The organism is Blautia sp. MSJ-36 (assembly GCF_018917985.1).
In the GTDB taxonomy this organism is placed as follows: domain Bacteria; phylum Bacillota; class Clostridia; order Lachnospirales; family Lachnospiraceae; genus Blautia_A.
Window position 1 is genome coordinate 68,241 of record NZ_JAHLPQ010000009.1, and the last position, 20,997, is coordinate 89,237.

Annotated in this window: 16 protein-coding genes, 2 tRNA genes and 1 other RNA gene; 4 read left to right on the top strand and 15 right to left on the bottom strand. The window is 46.6% G+C overall.

From position 1 onward, the window contains the following. Window positions 1-222: 222 nt before the first annotated feature. The 5 genes from KQI39_RS08680 to KQI39_RS08700 are packed head-to-tail and all read right to left on the bottom strand — an operon-like array spanning window position 223 to window position 7,730. Window positions 223-2,376, bottom strand: a complete 2,154-nt coding sequence (locus tag KQI39_RS08680) for an RNA degradosome polyphosphate kinase (RefSeq protein WP_216417823.1) — start codon at window positions 2,374-2,376, stop codon at window positions 223-225. Window positions 2,377-2,392: 16 nt separating this feature from the next. After that, window positions 2,393-3,928, bottom strand: a complete 1,536-nt coding sequence (locus tag KQI39_RS08685) for a Ppx/GppA phosphatase family protein (protein ID WP_216417825.1) — start codon at window positions 3,926-3,928, stop codon at window positions 2,393-2,395. Between the two features lie 34 nt (window positions 3,929-3,962). Continuing rightward, the gene (locus tag KQI39_RS08690; protein ID WP_216417827.1) at window positions 3,963-5,282 is read right to left on the bottom strand and encodes an ATP-binding protein; all 1,320 of its coding nucleotides are present in this window, start codon (window positions 5,280-5,282) and stop codon (window positions 3,963-3,965) included. A gap of 22 nt (window positions 5,283-5,304) precedes the next feature. Then, entirely contained in the window at window positions 5,305-6,435 is a 1,131-nt protein-coding gene (gene pheA, locus KQI39_RS08695; RefSeq protein ID WP_148447589.1) for a prephenate dehydratase, read from the bottom strand. Beyond that, entirely contained in the window at window positions 6,432-7,730 is a 1,299-nt protein-coding gene (locus KQI39_RS08700; RefSeq protein WP_216417829.1) for a bifunctional folylpolyglutamate synthase/dihydrofolate synthase, read from the bottom strand. Before KQI39_RS08700 ends, pheA begins: the two co-directional genes overlap by 4 nt. A gap of 191 nt (window positions 7,731-7,921) precedes the next feature. On the opposite strand from KQI39_RS08700, the gene KQI39_RS08705 reads away from it, so the two are divergent. From KQI39_RS08705 to KQI39_RS08720, 4 genes are all read left to right on the top strand, one after another. Further along, window positions 7,922-8,323 (top strand): putative ABC transporter permease, encoded by a 402-nt coding sequence (locus tag KQI39_RS08705; RefSeq protein ID WP_216417831.1) that lies wholly within the window; start codon window positions 7,922-7,924, stop codon window positions 8,321-8,323. A gap of 69 nt (window positions 8,324-8,392) precedes the next feature. Beyond that, a complete protein-coding gene (gene pyrB, locus KQI39_RS08710) occupies window positions 8,393-9,316 on the top strand; it encodes an aspartate carbamoyltransferase (protein WP_216417833.1) in 924 nt (307 codons plus the stop codon). After that, window positions 9,310-9,747: an aspartate carbamoyltransferase regulatory subunit gene (locus KQI39_RS08715; protein ID WP_021977931.1), complete on the top strand. Its 438-nt coding sequence runs from the start codon at window positions 9,310-9,312 to the stop codon at window positions 9,745-9,747. The genes pyrB and KQI39_RS08715 overlap by 7 nt, the downstream gene beginning before the upstream one ends. A 505-nt stretch (window positions 9,748-10,252) precedes the next feature. Continuing rightward, window positions 10,253-10,804: a hypothetical protein gene (locus tag KQI39_RS08720; RefSeq protein WP_253293125.1), complete on the top strand. Its 552-nt coding sequence runs from the start codon at window positions 10,253-10,255 to the stop codon at window positions 10,802-10,804. Between the two features lie 97 nt (window positions 10,805-10,901). Here KQI39_RS08720 and rnpB read toward each other — a convergent pair. From rnpB to KQI39_RS08770, 10 genes are all read right to left on the bottom strand, one after another. After that, window positions 10,902-11,251: RNase P RNA component class A (gene rnpB / locus KQI39_RS08725), an RNA gene on the bottom strand. 784 nt (window positions 11,252-12,035) lie between these two features. Further along, a complete protein-coding gene (gene selD / locus KQI39_RS08730; RefSeq protein ID WP_330627644.1) occupies window positions 12,036-13,070 on the bottom strand; it encodes a selenide, water dikinase SelD in 1,035 nt (344 codons plus the stop codon). A 202-nt stretch (window positions 13,071-13,272) separates the two neighbouring features. Continuing rightward, window positions 13,273-14,940: a nucleoside kinase gene (locus tag KQI39_RS08735; protein ID WP_216417835.1), complete on the bottom strand. Its 1,668-nt coding sequence runs from the start codon at window positions 14,938-14,940 to the stop codon at window positions 13,273-13,275. Window positions 14,941-14,965: 25 nt separating this feature from the next. Then, window positions 14,966-15,748, bottom strand: a complete 783-nt coding sequence (locus KQI39_RS08740; RefSeq protein WP_173763204.1) for a Nif3-like dinuclear metal center hexameric protein — start codon at window positions 15,746-15,748, stop codon at window positions 14,966-14,968. Beyond that, window positions 15,735-16,469, bottom strand: coding sequence for a tRNA (adenine(22)-N(1))-methyltransferase (locus tag KQI39_RS08745; protein ID WP_253293126.1), 735 nt, complete (start codon window positions 16,467-16,469; stop codon window positions 15,735-15,737). Before KQI39_RS08745 ends, KQI39_RS08740 begins: the two co-directional genes overlap by 14 nt. Continuing rightward, on the bottom strand, window positions 16,462-17,589 hold the full coding sequence (rpoD, locus tag KQI39_RS08750) for an RNA polymerase sigma factor RpoD (protein WP_148447579.1): 1,128 nt from the start codon (window positions 17,587-17,589) through the stop codon (window positions 16,462-16,464). The genes KQI39_RS08745 and rpoD overlap by 8 nt, the downstream gene beginning before the upstream one ends. A gap of 39 nt (window positions 17,590-17,628) precedes the next feature. Then, window positions 17,629-19,422 (bottom strand): DNA primase, encoded by a 1,794-nt coding sequence (dnaG, locus tag KQI39_RS08755; RefSeq protein ID WP_216417837.1) that lies wholly within the window; start codon window positions 19,420-19,422, stop codon window positions 17,629-17,631. A gap of 19 nt (window positions 19,423-19,441) precedes the next feature. Continuing rightward, window positions 19,442-20,452: a deoxyguanosinetriphosphate triphosphohydrolase gene (locus KQI39_RS08760; RefSeq protein WP_216417839.1), complete on the bottom strand. Its 1,011-nt coding sequence runs from the start codon at window positions 20,450-20,452 to the stop codon at window positions 19,442-19,444. A 254-nt stretch (window positions 20,453-20,706) separates the two neighbouring features. Then, window positions 20,707-20,791, bottom strand: a tRNA-Leu gene (locus tag KQI39_RS08765). A gap of 26 nt (window positions 20,792-20,817) precedes the next feature. After that, window positions 20,818-20,902 (bottom strand) — tRNA-Leu (locus KQI39_RS08770). Window positions 20,903-20,997 lie beyond the last annotated feature (95 nt).

Below are 20,997 nucleotides of genomic sequence, written 5' to 3' on the forward strand. Positions count from 1 at the left end.
TTATGTCATGTTAACGTAATATGGATAATCTTTAAGAATATTATTTAAGGACAGCTGTATCATACATTGATATGATATGGCTGTCCTTTTCTTTATGTATCTTATTATTATCTCTTCTGTAGGGTCCTGGCTTATGCCTGGATAGATTCTGGCTGATTATTGTCTCTTATTCGAAGTTCAATTTCCAGCATTTCCTGATTGTCTTCAATTCTCGTTCCTACATTATTTTTCAATATCCTCCGCCGGCTCGGCCGGTACGAAGACTCTCTTCTTTTCTTTCTTCTCTTTTTTTGCGGCTTTGGCCCGCTCGGTGGCTTCCAGGCAGAATTCCATCTGAGAATTTATCAGGGTTTTTCCTCGTTTGTCCTGCTTCTCATAGAGACCGGAGGGATTAAGGATATGCGCTTTTACATTATCACGGAATTCCAGATCCAGCACATGTTTGATCTCGTCCTTGATTCCCTCATCTTCTACAGGGAAAACAATCTCCACACGACGGTCAAGATTACGTGGCATCCAGTCTGCACTTCCCATGTAGATCTCATCGGAACCACCATTGTGGAAATAGAAAATCCGGCTGTGCTCCAGGAAATTGCCGACAATGGAACGCACATGGATATTTTCACTGATACCCGGAATGCCCACTTTCAGACAGCAGATACCACGAACCAGAAGATCGATCTTTACACCGCAGGAAGAAGCGTAATACAGTGCCGCCATGATCGCAGGGTCACACAGGGAATTCATCTTCGCCACAATGTGGGCCTCTTCTCCGTCTTTCGCATGCTGTGCTTCTCTCTCGATCATTTTTACAAAACGGTCTTTCATCCAGATGGGCGCAACGATCAGACGATTCCAGCGTTTCGGCTCGGAATATCCGGAAAGCATGTTAAAGACAGCCGTTGCATCCTCACCAAACCGCTCATCACAGGTAAAAATACCGCAGTCTGTATAAAGTTTGGCTGTGGAATCATTATAGTTTCCAGTTGCCAGATGCACATATCTGCGGATTCCGTTTTCTTCTCTCCGCACAACAAGGGTGATCTTGCTGTGTGTCTTCAGTCCTACCAGACCATAAATTACATGGCAGCCTGCTTTTTCCAGCATTTTGGCCCAGACGATATTGTTTTCCTCGTCAAAACGTGCTTTCAGCTCTACAAGAACAGAAACCTGCTTGCCGTTTTCCGCAGCCTGAGCCAGCGCCGCAATAATAGGGGAATTGCCGCTGACACGATACAATGTCTGCTTGATTGCCAGTACATCCGGGTCTTTTGCCGCCTGGCGCACAAAATTCACCACCGGATCAAAACTCATATATGGGTGATGGAGGAACACATCCCCCTCCCGGATCACCTGGAAAATATCTTTATCATTCTGGAATGCCGGTACTGCCGCCGGTTTATACTTCGGCTCTTTAAACTGATCATATCCGTCAATACCGTAAACCTTCATCAGCATGGTCAGATCCAGCGGTCCGTTAATAAAAAAGATATCATCTCCATGAACCTGGAACTCCATCTTCAGGATATCCAGAAGCCTCGGGTCCATCTTATCTTCCACTTCCAGACGGATCACTTCGCCCCACTGACGCTTTTTCAGCTGTTTCTGGATCTCCACCAGAAGATCCTCCGCCTCATCCTCATCGATGGAAAGATCTGCATTACGCATGATCCGGTACGGATGTGCACAGATCACATCGTAGCTTAAAAACAGTTTGTCGATGTTCCGCTCAATGATCTGCTCCAGAAGCGTTACCGTTGTATGACCTTTTTTTTCGGAAGGGATGATCACCACTCTCGGAAGCACGGAAGGCACCTGCACGGTGGCAAAATCTATCTCTTCTTTTCCTTTTTTGGTATCTTTTCTGGAAAGAAGTGCTCCGATGTTCAGTGTCTTGTTACGGATCAGCGGAAATGGTCTGGAAGAATCCATTGCCATGGGTGTCAGAACCGGATATACATTATCCTCAAAATACCGGTCCACAAATTCTTTCTGTTTCTCGGAAAATACCTCATGCTCAAAGATCACATGAAGTCCTGCTTTTTCAAGGGCAGGAACCAGAGACCGGTTTAATGTACTGTACTGTACGTGAACCAGATCATGGGTCTGCTGGCTGATGGCTTTCAGCTGCTCTTTGGCTGTCATTCCCGCAATGTCCGTTTTTTTGTACCCTGCATGAACCTGGTCTTTCAGGGATGCTACACGGACCATATAAAATTCATCCAGATTGGATGAGGTAATACTCAAAAATTTCAGTCTCTCAAACAGAGGCAGATTTTTGTCCCTGGCCTCACTGAGTACGCGGTCGTCAAATTTGATCCAGCTCAGCTCTCTGTTTACAAAATATTCCGGTTTGTCAAATTCCTTAAATTTCATACAAAAACCTCCTCCGTTATCTTCTTCCTTTCCGTCTCATTACAAGCCGGATGCCAAACACCTCTTCAAAAAATTCCTTTTTATCCTTCAGAAGACCCAGTTCCAGGGAAACATCTTTCGCAGAATCCACTACCAGATAAAGAATTCTGTCCTTCAATGTTACATTGAGAGCTTTTACCTTCTGGTAATGGCTTCTGTCCATGGCATTGGCCAGACGGAGAATGGCTGTTAGCTTCGCTGTCAGGAGATAATTTTCCTTGTTCATGGAAGTTTCACGGTTGATTTCTTCGTAGCAGCCGAATTCTCTGGTATTATACCGCACCGCACTTGCGATCACCTGCCGTTCCTCTGTGGAAAGGCCTATGATCTCCGTCGCCATGATGATCCGGTAGGAACATTCTGCAACATCACTCATACTGATATATTTTCCGCAGTCATGAAGAAGAACCGCAATCTGCAGAAGAAGGCGTTCACGTTTTCCCATGCCATGGATTTTTTTTGTACTGTCAAAAATATCCAGTGCCAGATCGGTGGTTCCTGCAATATGATTCTTTCCACTGGAATACCTTTTGGCAATATTTGCGGACGCCACCAGGATATCATTTTCAAAATTGTGGGCGCTTTTCAGATATTTGTTTTTTTCCGCATAATCATAGGCAATTCCATCCAGAAGAGAAACACCGGGGATCCACAGCGCTTCTGCCTGAAAAATCTCTATGAAATTGCGGATGATAACCATGTTCGGCACGATCAGGGAAGCATATTCCGGTTCCAGCCCCATGGATTCTGCAAGATCATAGTCGGACATGTTTACGATAGTCTCGTATTTTTTCAGGAACTCTTCCTTTGTGATCATATTTTCCCCGGATCTGTCCTGAAAAATCGTATCTGTGAGAAAATCTCCCATCAGGATCAGATTGGAAATTTCTTTGTCCTTAAGATAAAGTCTCTGGAAACACATCAGGTCATTACGGATAAATTCCTCTACCAGCCGGTCATAATGTGGAGTCGTTTTCTCCAGTTCTTTCAGCCGTTCACGGATACGAAGACTTCCCATACGGATACTCTGAGTCAGTACGAGAGCATCTTTGTCAAAGAGAGAAATCTGCAGGTTTCCACCTCCGATGTCCAGAATTGCCGTGCCTTTCTGAATGGCTTTTTTGAAGCCGGATTCAATGGCCGCAATGGATTTATATCCCAGAAAATGCTGTTCCGCATTACTTAAGATCTCCACACGGATCCCGGTTCTCTGGAAAATCTGTTCCAGAATAATCACCGGATTCTCCAGTTCACGCAGGGAGCTTGTGGCACACGCACGCCAGCTTTCCACCCCAAAGTCAGCCATCATGCGTTTAAAATCATCAAGGATCCCACAGAGTTCATCCACAGTTTCCATCTCAAGCCGTCCAGCCGCATAAGTTCCCCGCCCCAGTTCCAGCTGGTAACGAACGTCATTAATCTCCCGGAAACCGGTCCGCTTTGACATTTCAAAAATCTTCATGCTGACTTCATAGGATCCTATATCAATTGCCGCAAAGGTTGTCACCGCCATAGTTCATCATCCTTTCCCCCAATACACAGGTGGACTATTTTCTCTTTTCTTCCTCTGTTCCCACAATATAATCAATAAACTGCTGTGCGGCACGTCCGGTCAGGCCACCATGAGAAAGTTCCCACTGGTTGGCTTTCAGAAGAAGCTCATCTTCCGGCATGGTAACGCCATAACGGGCTGCCAGTGTGCGGACGATCTCCTGGAACTGTTTTTTGTCCGGTTTGCCAAAATAGATACGGACTCCAAAACGATATACCAGGGAAAGTTTCTCCTGTACGGTATCGGAAGAATGCAGATCATCTTCATCTGCGATCTCCAGCTTGTCTGCCGCACGTTCACGCACAAGATTACGTCGGTTACTTGTTGCATAGATCAGGACATTGTCCGGTTTTTTCTCAAGACCGCCCTCGATCACTGCTTTCAGATATTTATATTCAATCTCAAATTCCTCAAAGGAAAGATCGTCCATATAAATAATAAAACGATAATTACGGTTTTTGATCTGGGCAATCACTTCATTGAGGTCCTGGAACTGATGCTTGTAGGCCTCAATGATACGGAGTCCCTGATCATAATACTGATTCAGGATACCCTTGATACTGGAAGATTTACCGGTTCCCGCATCACCGAAAAGAAGGCAATTGTTGGCCTTTCTTCCCTGGACAAACGCTTCTGTATTGTCGATGAGTTTTTTCTTGGCGATCTCATATCCTACCAGGTCATCGATCTTCACATGTGCGATCCTTGTGATAGGCTGGATCTCTACCTTGCCGTCCTCGTCATGACCAATACGGAATGCCTTGTGAAGGCCCAGCTTGCCAACGCCGAAATCTTTGTAGAAAGATACCATATCATCCATGAACTCTTCTGTTGTGGCAGCTGCTGCCAGAGTTTTGCTCATCTGGCAGATACGGTCACGGATCCTGGTATTAAAGAGCTTACTGTTCTCATCCGGTGTCTGATAGTCACAGATCACCTTGCAGCATGCTGTCCCGAACACTTTATCAAAGACTGTGATATCAAAATCGTACAGTTCCTTGAAGATCTGGAAATCATTTTTTGCCAGCTCATTGATGCTGCCTTTGATGGCTCCCCGGATCTCGCTTGCCATGCTGAAAGCGTTCTCATGATTTACCAGAAGGAATGTAAGATATGTATGCCAGATATTTCCGGAAAATCCATACATTCCTGCCAGTTCCACCAGCCCGTTGACACTTTTGAAAAACTGGTCTTCTTTTGCCTTGAGAGCTTCTTCATCAGATTCATAAAGATTGATAAGCTCTGTCATATCGTTCAGTATCTCACCGTTTGAAAAATTACGGTAAAGGATACATTCCTGAATTCTTGCTAACATAATAATAAAACTCCTCTGTATCTTAATAATTTCCAAGAACGCGGAGAACATTCGCCTCCGCCTCGATTCCTCTTAATGCATTCTCCACAGCGCTTTCGCCAAGTTTTCCTGTGAAGTCCACGAAGAAACGGTATTCCCAGGATTTTCCCGGGATCGGACGTGATTCGATCTTGGTCATGTTCAGTCCGTTGTAGATGATGTGGGAAAGCATGTTGTAAAGGGTTCCGCTTTCATGAGGCAGCTCAAAACAGATGCTGATCTTTCCGGCTTTTTCCTCGTACTCCGGCTTCCGGCTTACAATGATGAAGCGTGTGGAGTTTGCTTTTTCCCGGCAGATGTTTTCCGCAAGGACCTTAAGGCCGAATACCTCGCCTGCCTCACGGCTTGCGATGGCTGCCACACCTTTATCTCCCACTTCGCTGACCTTTTTGGCTGCGCCTGCGGTGTTTTCCACTTCTTTCTTTTTCCAGGACGGGTGCTCTTCCAGAAAGGCTTTGCACTGAGCAAGTCCCTGTGGATGGGAGCAGACTTCCCTGATATCTTCCACCGTTGCATCCGGCATTCCAAGAAGCACATGATCCACACGGATGATCTGCTCACCTACGATATAAAGTTTGTATTCCATGAGAAGGTCGTAGATATCAGCCACGATACCTGCGGTGGAATTCTCGATGGGAAGTACCGCATAGTCTGCTTTTCCGTGGGTTACATCTTCCATGGCTGTACGCCAGGTTTTTACGTGATAGCTTTCGATATTTTTTCCAAAGTACTGGCGCATGGCAGCATAGCTGTAGGCTCCCTCTACTCCCTGGAATACAACGGTTGCGTTTTCAAGGGGAACATGCTTTACAGTTGTAAAGTTACGTTCTCCGTAAATCCCATGTTCTGTAAGCAGCTGGTATTGTCTCTTGCGGCTGATAGCCATGATCTGGCGAAAAAGTTCCTGCACGCCAAGGCTGTTAAAGTCTCCGTGGGCTTTTTCTTTCAGGGTATGGATTTTCTGGCTCTCACGTGCCGGATCCAGTACCTGTTTGCCTGTTTTTATTTTGTATTCAGCGACTTCTTCACTCACCTTCATTCGTTTTTCAAAGAGACGTACGATCTCGCTGTCGATCTCATCGATCTCGTCTCTGTATCTTTCCAAATCTGTCATTCATTTCCTCCGTTATGTTTCCTGATAATTTCTGTAAGATCCCCCAAAAATGCCAGGGAACCAAAAGCAATGATCACATCCTCTTTTCCTGCCAGATGATAGGCCTCTGCCACTGCAGATTCGATGTCATCAAAAGGCCTTACATCGGAATGAAACTCCCGCACTGCGTCTGCCAGCTCCTGGGGCGTCAATGCCCTGGGGTTGTCCGGTGCCGCAATGGTGAGGATGGTATCTGCATATTTTTCTGTTTTCTGGATGACTTTGCGGTAATCTTTGTCACGGAACATTCCCATGATATAAATAATCCTTTTTCCCTTAAAATACCGCTCAATGGATGCAGCCAGCATGTCTGCCGCAGCCGGGTTATGAGCTCCGTCAACCACAAAATCCGGCTTTGTTCCAAGAAGTGCAAATCTTCCCGGCCAGGTAGTACGTTTCAGTCCATCCTGTCTCTGCTTTAGTGTGGTTGGGTATCCCTGCTCATTTAAGATCTCCAGTGCCCGAAGGGCTGCCACTGCATTTTCTTTCTGGTAAGCTCCTGCCAGGGATATCGTATATTTCTCTCCTTTATAAAGAAACGTCTGCCCTGTTATGGATGCTTCCAGTACTTTTGCACAGTCCCGGTCTGCTACTTCGTATGGTACATTCTGTTCTTCGCATACTCTTCGTATGACCGCTTCTGCCTCCGGCTGCTGTTTTACCGTCACCATATGGCTGTCCGGTTTGATGATGCCGGCCTTTTTTTCTGCTATCTCGCCCAGGGTATTTCCAAGAAATGCCGTATGATCCATACTGATGGATACCAGAATGGAAAGAACTGTGGTACGGATAATGTTGGTGGCATCCAGATCGCCACCCATACCAACTTCCATTAATACAAGATCGCATTTCTCATCCTGAAAATAAAGAAATGCGGCTGCTGTTTCAATTTCAAATACTGACGGATGCGGCTTGCCTTCTTTTACGATCTCATCGATCACTTCCGCGATCCTTGTCACATATGCTGCAAATTTCTCTCTGCTGACAGGCTCTCCGTTTACTTCCATCCTTTCTCTGTAGGAATAGACTGCCGGGGAAATATATCTTCCCACACGATAGCCCGCACCTGATAAAGCGGAATACAGATATGCGATCACAGACCCTTTTCCGTTGGTTCCCGCTACGTGAACGTACTTCAGTTCATCCTGGGGATTTCCAAGCCGCCTCATCAGCTCCCTCATATTTTCCAGTCCCAGAACAATCCCTTTTTTCAGTTCTGCGGCTCTGATGTAGGCACGACTTTCTTCATAATTCATCGTCTGTTTTCTCCTTCCGCATGTGTTGAAAATATAAATAATTTCGTTCATTATAACCCACGTGTATATTTTTTTCAAGGCAGGGGAGACTATTAAAGATGCTTTTCCACGTTAAATATATATAAAGTTAAACTTCCCATTTTCTGCTTTCGAAAAGAGAAGTTTTTTTGCTGATGAGAAGGAGCTTTGAGATGCAAAAGAAGGATTTTTTTCTGTGCGGTTTTACAGGCTGGTGTCTGGAAATTTTCTGGACAGGGCTGCACTCTCTTGTCACCGGCCATTTTACCATGATGGGCAAAACCTCTCTTCTGATGTTCCCGGTTTATGGTCTTGCGGCCCTGATCCGGCCGGCTTACCGTAAGCTCAAAGGTTTTCCGGTTATGGTACGGGGGATTTTTTACAGCTGCGGGATTTTTTTCGTGGAATTTTTAAGCGGATCTTTTTTTCAAAAGCTTCATATCTGTCCCTGGGACTATTCTCACGTTCCGCTCCAGTATAAAGGGGTGATCCGGCTGGACTATGCTCCCTTATGGTTTCTCACCGGTCTCTTTTTTGAATGGCTTCTTCGACAAAATCCTCGGAAAGTCTCTTGAAAATCTCACAGTTATATTATATGATAATTGGAAGGAATCTGATTTCCAGTAAATAATTGGAGGTACAACATGAGACATTTAATGAGTCCGTTGGATTTCTCGGTTGAAGAGCTCGAGAAGCTTCTGAATCTCGCCGATGACATCGGGAAAAATCCCAAAAAGTACGCGCATACCTGTGATGACAAAAGGCTTGCGACACTGTTTTACGAACCTAGTACACGTACACGTTTAAGTTTCGAGGCAGCCATGATGAATCTTGGAGGAAAGGTTCTTGGTTTTTCTTCCGCTGATTCCAGCTCCGCTTCCAAGGGCGAGAGCGTTGCCGATACCATTCGCGTTGTTTCCTGCTATGCAGATATCTGTGCTATGCGTCACCCGAAAGAAGGTGCTCCTCTTGTAGCTTCTATGGCATCCAATATCCCGGTGATCAATGCCGGTGACGGTGGCCACCAGCATCCTACTCAGACATTAACTGATCTTTTAACTATCCGTTCCCTGAAAGGCAGACTTGACAATATTACAATTGGTCTCTGCGGCGATCTGAAATTCGGACGTACTGTTCATTCTCTGATCGAAGCTCTGGTTCGCTATGAAAATGTGAAATTTGTCCTGATCTCTCCGGAGGAACTTCGTATTCCAAGCTATATCCGTGAGGATGTGCTGAAACGTAACAATGTGGAATTCGTTGAGGAGGAACGTCTGGAGGATGCTCTTCCGAGTCTGGATATCCTGTACATGACCCGTGTTCAGAAGGAGCGTTTCTTCAATGAAGAAGATTATGTCCGCATGAAAGATTTCTATGTTCTGGACAAACAGAAACTGGAACTTGCGCCAAAGGATATGTATATTCTTCATCCGCTTCCGCGTGTCAATGAGATCTCTGTTGAAGTGGATTCTGATCCGCGTGCCGCTTATTTCAAACAGGCCCAGTACGGCGTTTATGTACGTATGGCCCTGATTCTTACTTTACTGGAGGTGGAACTGCCATGTTAAACGTAGGTGCTCTTCGTGAAGGTTATGTTCTGGATCATATCAAAGCCGGCAAGGCTATGACTATTTATCATGACCTGAAACTGGATAAACTGGACTGTACCGTTGCCATTATCAAGAATGCCCGCAGCCAGAAAATGGGCAAAAAAGATATCATCAAGGTTGAATGCCCCATCGAGGATCTGGATCTGGATATTCTTGGTTTTATTGATCATAATATTACGGTAAATATTATTAAAGACGAAAAGATCGTTGCCAAAAAAGAGCTGAAACTTCCAAAGCAGGTTGTGAATGTGATCAAATGCAAGAATCCTCGCTGCATCACTTCCATCGAGCAGGGACTGGATCAGATTTTTGTTCTTGCTGATGAGGAAAAGGAAGTTTACCGGTGTAAGTATTGTGAGGAGAAATATAGCGGTAAACGGAATAAATAGATTTTTTTGACTGTATAACTGTATTAACGAACGGACGCGTCCGGTCCCCGGTTCGATATTCGGCTGTTTCGGAGTCTAGGAATACTACGGCTCCTGCAAAGGCCTGAATATCGAACCGGGGATCGGGCGCTGTTTTTTGGCTGTTGCATGGATGTTTGTATTTTAGCTCGTTCGACGTTTGGTTTTTTGGGTAATAATTGTATAGTGAAATGTATCAGTTTTATATCTTTGTCTTATGTCAAAATATTTTATTGTTGACTTTATGTGTTAGATATTTTATTCTGTTTGAAACAGATTTACATTTTCGAAAGGAATTGTCTGTATTACATTTTTAGTTTTCTATTTTTATTCTTATGTTCCACCGATTCTGGTATTTTTTCATTTTATCAAGTTTATATATACATAGCTGTTACGCAAAGGAAAATGTATTGTCTATTTTTATTTTTTCTGTTATATTGTAATCAGACAATTTCTTTCTTGTGTCTTTTTGCAGAAAGGATTTTTTATGACACGGAAAGAAATGATTACAAATGATAAAATCGGTTCTGCAACTGTAGTTCAGCATGAGGATGCGGTTTTAAAAATTGCCGCTCAGTTCTTTGCTAAGGAGTTGCTTCCTTATCTTGGTATTGATGGGAAGGTTATATCTTCTGCTCCTACAGAGTCCATTGTCCTCAATCTTAAGAAATTCTATGAAGATATCAATCTTATCCAAAAAGAACGATTTCTTCAGGCATTTTCTCTGACTGAAAATACAAAAGATATTCCATCGGAAGATCTTCAGAAAATCGAGGCAATGATCTATACCATGGCAGATAAGTTTCTTGAAAATGATGATTTTGAACATGTTAAGGAGGGAATTCGTATGACACGTTTGGGTCAGATGCTGTTTAATGATGGTTTTAATGACGGTTTCAATAATGGTTCCCAGAAAAAGCAGCTTGAGATTGCCAGAAATCTGATAGGGAAACTCAGTGATGCTTCTATTGCTGAAACTACAGGTTTGCCTTTGGATGTGATTCTGAAACTGAAAAAAGAACAAACTATGAAAGTATAAAGTTTCTGACGTTCTTTACCAAAAAAGCAACTGCTATTTCGCGGATCTATAAACTGGCCGCAAAATACAGTTGCTTTTATTATATGCTTATTTATTATACACAGTCAGACCGATAAGCCGGGTTATGTCGTTGAGTGATCATCTATCTAGGCCTTCCGTTGCCAGAAGGCTCCAGCGACCTACCTGAAAGCACGACGGGCCGCCGTATGGCTTTCTTCTCGGTCTTGCTTCGAATGGAGTTTACATGTGCCCGCTCTGTTACCACAGCGGCGGTAGTCTCTTACACTGCCTTTCCACCCTTACCCCGCAAAGGAGGCGGTTTATTTCTGTTGCACTGGTCTGGGAGTTACCTCCACCGGACGTTATCCGGCATCCTGCCCTGTGAAGCCCGGACTTTCCTCGTCTGGACCCTTTCGTCTGTCCAGCCGCGATCACCTGGCCTGGCTGCGCACCTGATATTTTAGCACAGGTACGCAAACTTGTAAAGTTTGATTTTTTTTACATTGCCATGTGGGCGGATGGCTACGCGGGTCGCATTTCAATGCGGTAAGTGCGAGGGAAGGCGATCTCAGAGTTCCGAAGCCCGAACGCCCTCCCTCGCGCTCCCACCCCGTTGGGCACGGAAGGAGTTCTTCGTTGTTGCAAGTGTATAGTTGCTGACTTTTGTCTGTATGCTACAGAATTCAGAGTGGAACGCTATGCCGAGCTAGCTCCTGGATTCTTCGGTATTTATGATGGAACGCTGTGCCGATACAGCCAAACTTTCACAATTCCAGGACAGGACACCCCGCGTCCGCTTCCGTCCCCGCCACGTATTTTATGTTTTTTCCTACCGGCCGGAAATGCCAGCCTGAGGGAGAGGATATCGGTTCGGGCTGTTGCGGAGGAGGGGGGATACAACTTAGGTTGCGGGAGGGGGCGTTATTGCGGCAGGGTCAGCTGTTTGAGCCAACGGCGAGTTCTGGCCCTGCCGCAATGGTTTTAGCCACCTTCCGGAATCTTAGTTGTATCCCCCGACGGAGTCCCTGCTCGGATCGATGCCTGCTCCCTCTGGCGTCCGGCTTTCCATCCACCTTCCGGAATCTTAGTAGTATCCCCCGACGGAGTCCTTGCCCGGATCGATATCCTCTCCCTCAGGCGTCCGGCTTTCCATCCACCTCACGAAACCAGCAGCATCCCCCGACGGAGTCCCTGCCCGAATCAATGCCAGCTCCCTCTGGCGTCCGGCTTCCTACCAAATCTCCAACGTCCACTCCCGTCTATCCACAACCTCACCGATCATTCCAGCCTCCAATCCAGCCTCACCCATTCTTTTCATAATCTCCGCTGCCTCTCTCTCCGGCACCGCCGCCAACAGTCCCCCGGAAGTCTGCGGATCAAACACCACATCCTCCCTCCAGAGCACCGCCTGGCTTTTCACACCAGTTTTTTCAGCAAACTCCCGATTCCGGTAAGCCCCACCCGGAATCAGGCCCATAGAAGCAAACTTCTCCACATCCGGAAGCACCGGCAACTTCTCCGTATCAATCACGATCGTCCGCTCACTGGCCACAGCCATCTCCGTGGCATGCCCTCCAAGACCAAACCCCGTTACATCCGTACAGGCATGAACCTCAAACTCTTTCAAAATCTCACAGGCATCCCGGTTCAACCTCTTCATGGAATCCAACACCGCCCTACGGGCACCTTCCGTCACCAGATCTGCCTTGATCGCCGTATTCACGATCCCCGCACCCAGCGGCTTCGTCAAAATCAGCTTATCCCCCGTCTGCGCCCCAAAATTCTTCCAAAACTTCCTCGGATCCACAAAACCCGTCACACTAAGCCCATACTTCGGCGTATCATCCTGGATCGTATGGCCACCGGCAAGAACCGCGCCAGCCTCCATCACCTTATCCGCACCACCACGCAAAATCTCCCCAAGGATCTCCACATCCATATCTTTGGGAAACGCCACAATATTCAAAGCCGTCTTCGGAGTTCCACCCATGGCATACACATCACTCAACGCATTCGCCGCCGCGATCTGACCGAAATCATAAGGATCATCCGCCACAGGCGTAAAAAAATCCAGTGTCTGAATCAGCGCCAGATCAGAGGACACCCGGTAAACCGCCGCATCATCCGAAGTATCCGTCCCCACCAGAAGATCCGGATCGCAGAACTTCGGCAGTCCGCCAAGAACCCCTGCCAGGGTTCCCGGTCCCACTTTTGCCGCACAGCCACAGTTTGGAGCCAATTTTGTCAGTTGCACTTTCTCTCTCATGATCATTTTCCCTTTCCTTTAAGTCCTGTAAACTCTAGCCGACATCTATACGCCGCAAAGAACTTTAACTTTTTTTGATCCACACCCAAAAGACTCCATACACCACAGATCCTACGCACAGAGAAAATCAGAACAATCCCATCTTTGCGCCAACCGATATCTGCACTGCACAGAGCCTTCTATCTACACATATCTTTATTTATTATACATTAAAACAGCTGCCACCGATAAACTCCCTCAGAAGCGAGTTAAACGGAACCCCCTCACAGGGCACCGGCACAAAATAATCCAGGAACTTCAGAAGCCTCTTCGCCTCCTGATACTCCGGCTCACTCTTATCAATTCCAAAAAGCAGTGGCTCCGCATAAACCTTCAGGCAGGCAAGCTCATACACAAGAGCGGAATTAAACATCACATCCGCCTCCTCCTGGAATGGAAAAATATTCTGCTCCTCACCACGCCGTACAGACGGCCATCTTGCAATGGTATCCTTTGCAGAAGTTCCTCGTGTACGCGCATCACGGACAATCCGGCGGATCAGCCTGCCATCTGTAGTCGGGATCCGGTTATGTTCATCAATATTCAGCTGTGTCAGAGCACTGATATAAATCTTAAACTTGCTCTCTTTTGGAAGGGCATAGCTCAGTTTGTCATTAAGCCCGTGGATTCCCTCGATCACCAGGATATCATCTTTTCCAAGCTGAAGTTGATCTCCCCGGTATTCCCTGTATCCGGTCTTAAAATTAAAAGTAGGAAGATCCACTTTCTTTCCAGCAAGAAGATTCAGCATATCCTCATTAAACTGCTTGATATCAATGGCTTCCAGGCACTCAAAATTCTTTTCCCCGAATTCATCAAGCGGGGTATGCTCCCGGTTCACGAAATAATTATCCACACCGATGGGGTGAGGCTTCAGGCCATGAGCTGCAAGCTGAATGGACAACCTGTGGGAAAAACTGGTCTTTCCTGAAGAAGAAGGACCTGCGATCATTACAAACTTCACATTTCCTCTTCTCTGGATCTCCTCGGCAATGGAAGAAATCTTCGCCTCGTGAAGCGCCTCTTGGATCAGCATCAGGCTCTGAACACCCTCTCTGGTGATCCGGTCATTGAGGTCCCCCACAGTGGCAACATCCAGCTTGTCGCCCCATTCTTCCGATTCCTTCTGCACATGAAAGATCTTATCCTGCGGCTCAAAATCCTCCAGAACATCCGGTGTTTTCTGACGCGGAAGGATCAGTACAAAACCTTCGTCATAAAGCTGCAGGTCAAAATACTGCACATAACTGGTATCCGGTGCCATAAAACCGTAAAAATAATCCTCAAAATTCTCCAGACTGTAAATATTTACCCTGGAAACACGGCGGTAACGGAACAGTTTTTCTTTGTCATACATATGATGCCTGCGAAACATGGAAATGGCATCATCCGTGCTGACACTGCGTTTGTAGATCGGAATTTTCTGATCTACCAGCTCCCGCATCCGCACTTTCACCTGGTCAAGAAGCTCCTGATCCAGGGTTGCACTGCCTTTCATGGTAAAATAAAGACCATTCCCCAGAGAATAATGGATTACCACATGATCCACATTTTCCTTTCCGGCCACATCAAAAATTGCTTTCAGAAGGATAAAGATCGCACTTCGCCGGTAGGTTTTACGGCCGGCACTGTCCTTTGTGGTTATAAATCCCAGGGTACAGTCATGCCGCAGCTTCTTGTGAAGTTCTCGGAGTTTTCCGTTCTCAGTTACAAGAATCACCGGATACTCTGTTTCTCCCTCATAATCCTTTACAATCTCGGAATATGGGGTCATCTTGGGGTATTCCCTTGTTTCTCCGTTTATGATCACTTTTATCATCGTCTGTTCCATAACACTCACCTCCACAGGCTTATACTTATAAAACAATATATGGATTTTTCACACTGGCGCAGGTCGTCTTAAGATCCGGGAACGCCTCATTCAGTTCCCTCTCCATGGCTTCCGCAAAAATATACTCCGTGCCATAATGTCCCGCATCTACGATCGCCAGTCCATCCGCCATGGTATCAATGGCAGTATGATAATCAATATCTCCGGTCACATACACATCCGCACCGGCTGCCATCACATCACGGATCATGCTCTTTCCGCTTCCTGTACAGATTGCCACAGTCTCGATCCTCTGATCCAGATCGCCGTAAACCCGCACATCTGGAAGGCAATTGCATTCTTTTACATATTTTCCAAACTCGCCAAGAGTCATGGCACGGGGAAGTTTTCCCACGCGGCCGAATCCCTCCGGCTGCTCCCCGGACTCATCGGTAACTGTAAGCACCTTTGTATCCTGAAGTTTCAGATAATCTGCGCTTAAATCTGCCATACCGATCACATCATAATTGGTATGCATGGCAAAGTACGGGATATCCTCCCGGATCAGCCGTAAGATCTTCCTTCCGGTAAAGGTATGATTGTTGATCTTCTTGATCCCGGAAAAGATCATGGGATGATGGGTAAGGATCATATCCGCACCAGCTGTCACTGCCTCATCCAGCACCGGTTCTGTGAGGTCCAGTGCAAGAAATACATGGGAGATTTCTTTCTGATCGTCTCCCACCAGAAGTCCCACATTATCCCATTCTTCCGCAAATTTCTGCGGATGATGTTCATTCAGCCATTCGATCAGTTCATATGCTTTCATATCGTCCAAGAGCTGACTTTATCAGCTCCATTTCCTCCTTTACTTCTGCAAGACGGTCTTTTGCAGAGGCAGATGAAGCCCCTGCCCCTGAAAGATCTGCTAGTATTTTTTCACGGATGGATGCCTCCCGGAGAAGATATTCCTTCAGAATTGGATGACATTTTTCCAGAAGGAGAGGCCCGAACCAGGCTTCCGCCTCTGTATACATGATCTTTTTACCGGTTTTATTTCGTACCGCTTTCATCATTGGATAAAACTTTCCGTCTTCTTTTATCATTTCCTCTCTTACGATCTCCCAGCCGATCTCAGAGAGAAAATGCCGGAAATGAGGAAGGTCCGACTGAGGCTGCAGGATCAGTTCCTGAAACCCCTCCCGGACCTTCGCTCCCTCATTTAATATCCTTTCCATCAGAGGACCGCCCATTCCCGCAATCACCAGGGTATCACCTTCCCCCGGCTCAAGCTTCGTAAGCCCATCACTTAAACGGGTCTCTATGTAATCTTCAAGACCATAGCGGGAAATATTCTCCCTAGCTCTTGAAAGCGGTCCCGGACGTACATCCATGGCAATAGCTGACGGAACTATTCTTTCCTCAACAAGATAGATGGACAGATAGCCATGGTCACATCCTACGTCTGCCAGCCGGTTTCCTTTTGTTACCATACCGGCAATGGCACAAAGACGCATGGAAAGCTGTACGGATATATTTTTATCAGTCAAGGTAATCCTTCAGCTTGCGGCTGCGGCTGGGATGACGCAGTTTACGCAGAGCTTTCGCTTCGATCTGACGGATACGCTCTCTTGTAACGTTAAACTCTTTACCAACTTCCTCCAGAGTTCTGGCACGTCCGTCGTCCAGACCGAAACGGAGGCGAAGAACTTTCTGCTCACGGTCAGTAAGAGTGCTCAAAACCTCTACCAGTTGCTCTTTCAGAAGTGTAAACGCAGCTGCATCTGCAGGTACCGGAACATTATCATCCTGGATGAAATCGCCAAGATGGCTGTCTTCCTCCTCACCGATCGGAGTTTCCAGAGATACCGGCTCCTGGGAGATCTTAAGGATCTCACGTACACGGTCTACCGGCATGTCCATCTCCTCAGCGATCTCTTCCGGCGTAGGTTCACGTCCAAGCTCCTGAAGCAGCTGACGGGAAACACGGATCAGCTTGTTGATCGTCTCAACCATATGCACCGGGATACGGATGGTACGTGCCTGGTCCGCAATGGCTCTTGTGATGGCCTGACGGATCCACCAGGTTGCATAGGTACTGAACTTGTAGCCCTTTCTGTAATCAAATTTCTCAACTGCCTTGATAAGACCAAGGTTACCTTCCTGGATCAGATCAAGGAACAGCATTCCACGTCCCACATAACGCTTGGCGATGCTGACAACAAGACGGAGGTTCGCTTCTGCCAGACGCTTCTTGGCAGCTTCATCACCTTTTTCCATTCTTTTTGCAAGCTCGATCTCCTCGTCTGCACTCAACAGGCTGACTTTACCGATTTCTTTCAGGTACATACGGACCGGGTCCTCGATGCTGACACCTTCCGGCACGGAGAGGTCGATCTTGTCAAGCTCTACCTCTTCTTCATCTTCGATCCCATCCATATCCATATCATTATCAAGGAGGAGTTCGTCACCGCTGTTGTCTGTGATACGGAGAACGTCCACACCGCTGGCCTCCAGGAAGTCAAAGACTTTCTCCATCTGATCTACTTCCAGTGGAGAGTCCTTGAAGAAGTCACTGATCTCCTGATATTCCAGCACATTCTTTTTCTTTTTCGCAAGTTCAAGAAGCTCTACAAGTTTCTCGCTGAATTTTGCCATATTCATTTCCATAGGTGCTCTATACCTCCATATAGTGTTTATATTTTATCCTTAATTGAAAGAAATATGCAGTTGCTGCCTCTTTCTTCCAAGGTCTTCCAGTTCTTTTTTTGCTTTTATCAGGTCCTGAAGCCCTGCCATGTCTGACGGGTCCCAGGTACGGTTTTTTTCTTTGAGGCTCTCTTCCTTGATCCGCAGCAGCGTATCAGAAAAAGCTCTCTGCTGTTCTCCTTCGTTTTCCAGATGGATGGTGGCATTAAAAAGTGATGCCACTTCTCTCTGTTCCTCGCTGTCTGTAAATGCATTGAGAAGTTTTCCCGGATTGGTCTCTCCCTCCTTATGCTGGTCAAACAGCATCTGGGCCACTTCTTTATACAGCGGCACCACAAAATCTGACGGTGAAATATATTTTTCCACCTGTTCAAAGATCCCCGGATAATTCACAAGCCAGGTAAGCATCAGCTTCTGGGCCTTATCTGCGGCGGATTCTTTTTTCTTTGTTTCCGGAGTCCCGGATTTCGGCTGAATCCGCTTCTCTGCAGGCGTTCCTTTCAGAGCCAGTGTGTTGACCCTTTTCCGGATATCCTCCGTGCCCACTCCGTAGCGGCCGTATTCCTTTACAATTGCTTCTATATAAAGATTCCTTTCCAGTTCGTCGGAAAGTTCCAGCAGCATTTCGGCGCACCGCTCAAAAAACTGATTCTGTCCCTGAGGTGCATCCATCGCAAATTCCTGCTCTGCAATATGCACACGGAACATAAAACTGTCCATCGCCTGGTTCAAACGCTCTTCAAAAGCCTCCGCGCCCTCATTCTTGATAAACTCGTCCGGATCCTTCCATGGCTTCAGGCTTACCACCCTGGACGTAACCCCTGCCTCCCGAAGGATCGGGATCGCACGGAGAGCCGCACGGATGCCTGCGCCGTCACTGTCGTAAAGAAGCAGGACTTCCTTGGTGTAACGTTTCACAAGGCTCGCATGTCCGGATGTCAGCGCGGTTCCAAGAGATGCCACCGCATTGGTAAAACCTGCCTGATGCATGGCGATCACATCCATATATCCCTCGCAGAGGATCAGATAATTCTTCCTGGTGGTCCTGGCCACATTCAGTCCGTAGAGATTCCTGCTCTTGTCAAAAATCTTCGTCTCCGGTGAGTTCAGGTACTTGGGCTTGCCATCTCCCATGACACGGCCTCCGAAACCAATGACCCGGTTATTTACATCCATGATCGGGAAGATCACACGGTTCCAGAACTTGTCATACATTCCCCGCCGTTCATCCACATTAAACAGCCCGGATTCCCGGAGAAGTTCATCACTGTAGCCTTTTCCCTTGAGATATTTGTACAGGTCATCGCTGTACTTGTCCGAATATCCAAGGCCGAATTTCCGGATGGTTTCCTCGGAAAGACCTCTGCCTGTCAGATAGCCGTAGGCAGTTTTTCCGCCTTCTCGCCGGAGCTGATAGTAAAAATACTGAGCTGCCAGCTTGTTGATTTCAAGAAGCGCCGCTCTCTGTTCTGCTTTTTCTCTTGCTTCTCTGGAATACTCGATCTTCGGAAGCTCCACCCCTGCCCGGTCAGCAAGATGGGATAATGCCTCGCCAAAAGAATAATTCTCATATTCCATGATAAAATTGTATACGTTTCCTCCTGCCCCGCAGCCAAAGCAGTAATACATCTGCTTGGATGGCGTCACGGAAAAAGAAGGAGTTTTCTCATTATGGAAGGGACACAGTCCGAAATAGGAACTTCCCTTCCGTGTCAGTTTCACATACTGGGATATCACGTCTACAATGTCATTTTTCATTCGGACTTCTTCTATGATGTCATCTGAATAACGCATGTTTATCCCTCTTTTCCATTTAATAGACCTCCCAGGACTTCGGTATGTAGATCTCCCTGAATTTCTCCATGGAGTACTGATCTGTCATTCCTGAAATGTAATCACAGACTGCCTGTTCCTTGGGTACTCCCCGATATTCCACCAGTTCTCTGTATTCCCTGGACATTGCCTCCGGGTGATCTGTATAATATTCGTACAGTTCCGTCAGCATCTTAATGGCTTTGTCTTCTTCCTTCTTGGCAACCGGATTCTCATAGACATTCCGGAACATCAGGGCCCGAAGTTCCATCATCGCCTCAAAAACATCAGGCGACATGGAGATGCTGTCTTTCTCCATACTGTTCTCTATAATATTATGTACGAAAGTATTCAGCCGTTCTCTCGTGGTATATCCGAGAAAAGTTCTCATTGTAACAGGAATGTCATCTTCTGTGATGATTCCCGCACGCTGAGCATCGTCCATATCGTGATGGATATAGGCGATCTTGTCAGAAAAACGCACAACCTGGCCTTCCAGAGTAGAAGGATTTCCACTGGTACGGTGATTCATGATCCCGTTACGGACTTCCCAGGTAAGATTCAGTCCGTTCCCGTTCTTCTCCAGTACTTCCACAACCCGGACGCTCTGTTTATAGTGGGCAAAACCTCCAGGATGTATCTGATCCAGCGCTCTTTCCCCGGCATGTCCAAAAGGCGTGTGTCCCAGATCATGTCCCAGAGCGATGGCTTCCACCAGATCTTCATTAAGCCGGAGTGCCTTGGCAATGGTACGGGCGATCTGTGATACCTCCAGTGTATGCGTCAACCTGGTACGGTAATGATCTCCCTGCGGTGCCAGAAACACCTGCGTTTTATCTTTCATGCGGCGAAAAGCCTTGCAGTGAAGGATCCTGTCCCTGTCCCGCTGATATGCGGTACGCACATCGCATTCCTCTTCCGGCCGGTCTCTGCCTCTGGTATCTGCGCTGTGAGACGCATAGGGACTTAACAGTTCCCGTTCTCTCTGTTCCATATTCTCTCTGATGTTCATAAGCACTTCCTCCACAGTCTGACAAACAGCGGCGATAAAATACCCTCTGTTAATTATATTCTACACAAAACCGCAAATTCCTCTTTTCTGAAAAAAAAATTCAAAAAATATTGGTTTTATCGTCTGTTCCAACCTGAAGGTGTCCAAAATTCTCATATTGTATATGAAACGAGAACAAATATGCAAACCGCTCCTCGATTTACTTTCATATAGCCAAAAACAGAGCTGCGATTCACAGCTCTGCCTTAAAGTCATGCGGAAGATGGGACTTGAACCCACACGAGCGCAATGCTCACAAGATCCTTAGTCTTGCTCGTCTGCCAGTTCCGACACTTCCGCATATCGCATTTCATGGAAATTTCCAATGCGGAAGATGGGACTTGAACCCACACGAGCGCAATGCTCACAAGATCCTTAGTCTTGCTCGTCTGCCAGTTCCGACACTTCCGCATGACCGCATTTCCTTGGGATTTTTTATTTTCTCCCTCGCGACAAGTGATAGTATAACAAAGTGTTCCCTGTATGTCAACACTTTTTTTCAAAAG

What these genes read in the sequence shown, in the direction of transcription:
- KQI39_RS08680 (WP_216417823.1), bottom strand. Translation starts at nt 2,376, where the DNA reads ATGAAATTTAAGGAATTTGACAAACCGGAATATTTTGTAAACAGAGAG.
- KQI39_RS08685 (WP_216417825.1), bottom strand. Translation starts at nt 3,928, where the DNA reads ATGGCGGTGACAACCTTTGCGGCAATTGATATAGGATCCTATGAAGTC.
- KQI39_RS08690 (WP_216417827.1), bottom strand. Translation starts at nt 5,282, where the DNA reads ATGTTAGCAAGAATTCAGGAATGTATCCTTTACCGTAATTTTTCAAAC.
- pheA (WP_148447589.1), bottom strand. Translation starts at nt 6,435, where the DNA reads ATGACAGATTTGGAAAGATACAGAGACGAGATCGATGAGATCGACAGC.
- KQI39_RS08700 (WP_216417829.1), bottom strand. Translation starts at nt 7,730, where the DNA reads ATGAATTATGAAGAAAGTCGTGCCTACATCAGAGCCGCAGAACTGAAA.
- KQI39_RS08705 (WP_216417831.1), top strand. Translation starts at nt 7,922, where the DNA reads ATGCAAAAGAAGGATTTTTTTCTGTGCGGTTTTACAGGCTGGTGTCTG.
- pyrB (WP_216417833.1), top strand. Translation starts at nt 8,393, where the DNA reads ATGAGACATTTAATGAGTCCGTTGGATTTCTCGGTTGAAGAGCTCGAG.
- KQI39_RS08715 (WP_021977931.1), top strand. Translation starts at nt 9,310, where the DNA reads ATGTTAAACGTAGGTGCTCTTCGTGAAGGTTATGTTCTGGATCATATC.
- KQI39_RS08720 (WP_253293125.1), top strand. Translation starts at nt 10,253, where the DNA reads ATGACACGGAAAGAAATGATTACAAATGATAAAATCGGTTCTGCAACT.
- selD (WP_330627644.1), bottom strand. Translation starts at nt 13,070, where the DNA reads ATGAGAGAGAAAGTGCAACTGACAAAATTGGCTCCAAACTGTGGCTGT.
- KQI39_RS08735 (WP_216417835.1), bottom strand. Translation starts at nt 14,940, where the DNA reads ATGGAACAGACGATGATAAAAGTGATCATAAACGGAGAAACAAGGGAA.
- KQI39_RS08740 (WP_173763204.1), bottom strand. Translation starts at nt 15,748, where the DNA reads ATGAAAGCATATGAACTGATCGAATGGCTGAATGAACATCATCCGCAG.
- rpoD (WP_148447579.1), bottom strand. Translation starts at nt 17,589, where the DNA reads ATGGAAATGAATATGGCAAAATTCAGCGAGAAACTTGTAGAGCTTCTT.
- dnaG (WP_216417837.1), bottom strand. Translation starts at nt 19,422, where the DNA reads ATGCGTTATTCAGATGACATCATAGAAGAAGTCCGAATGAAAAATGAC.
- KQI39_RS08760 (WP_216417839.1), bottom strand. Translation starts at nt 20,452, where the DNA reads ATGAACATCAGAGAGAATATGGAACAGAGAGAACGGGAACTGTTAAGT.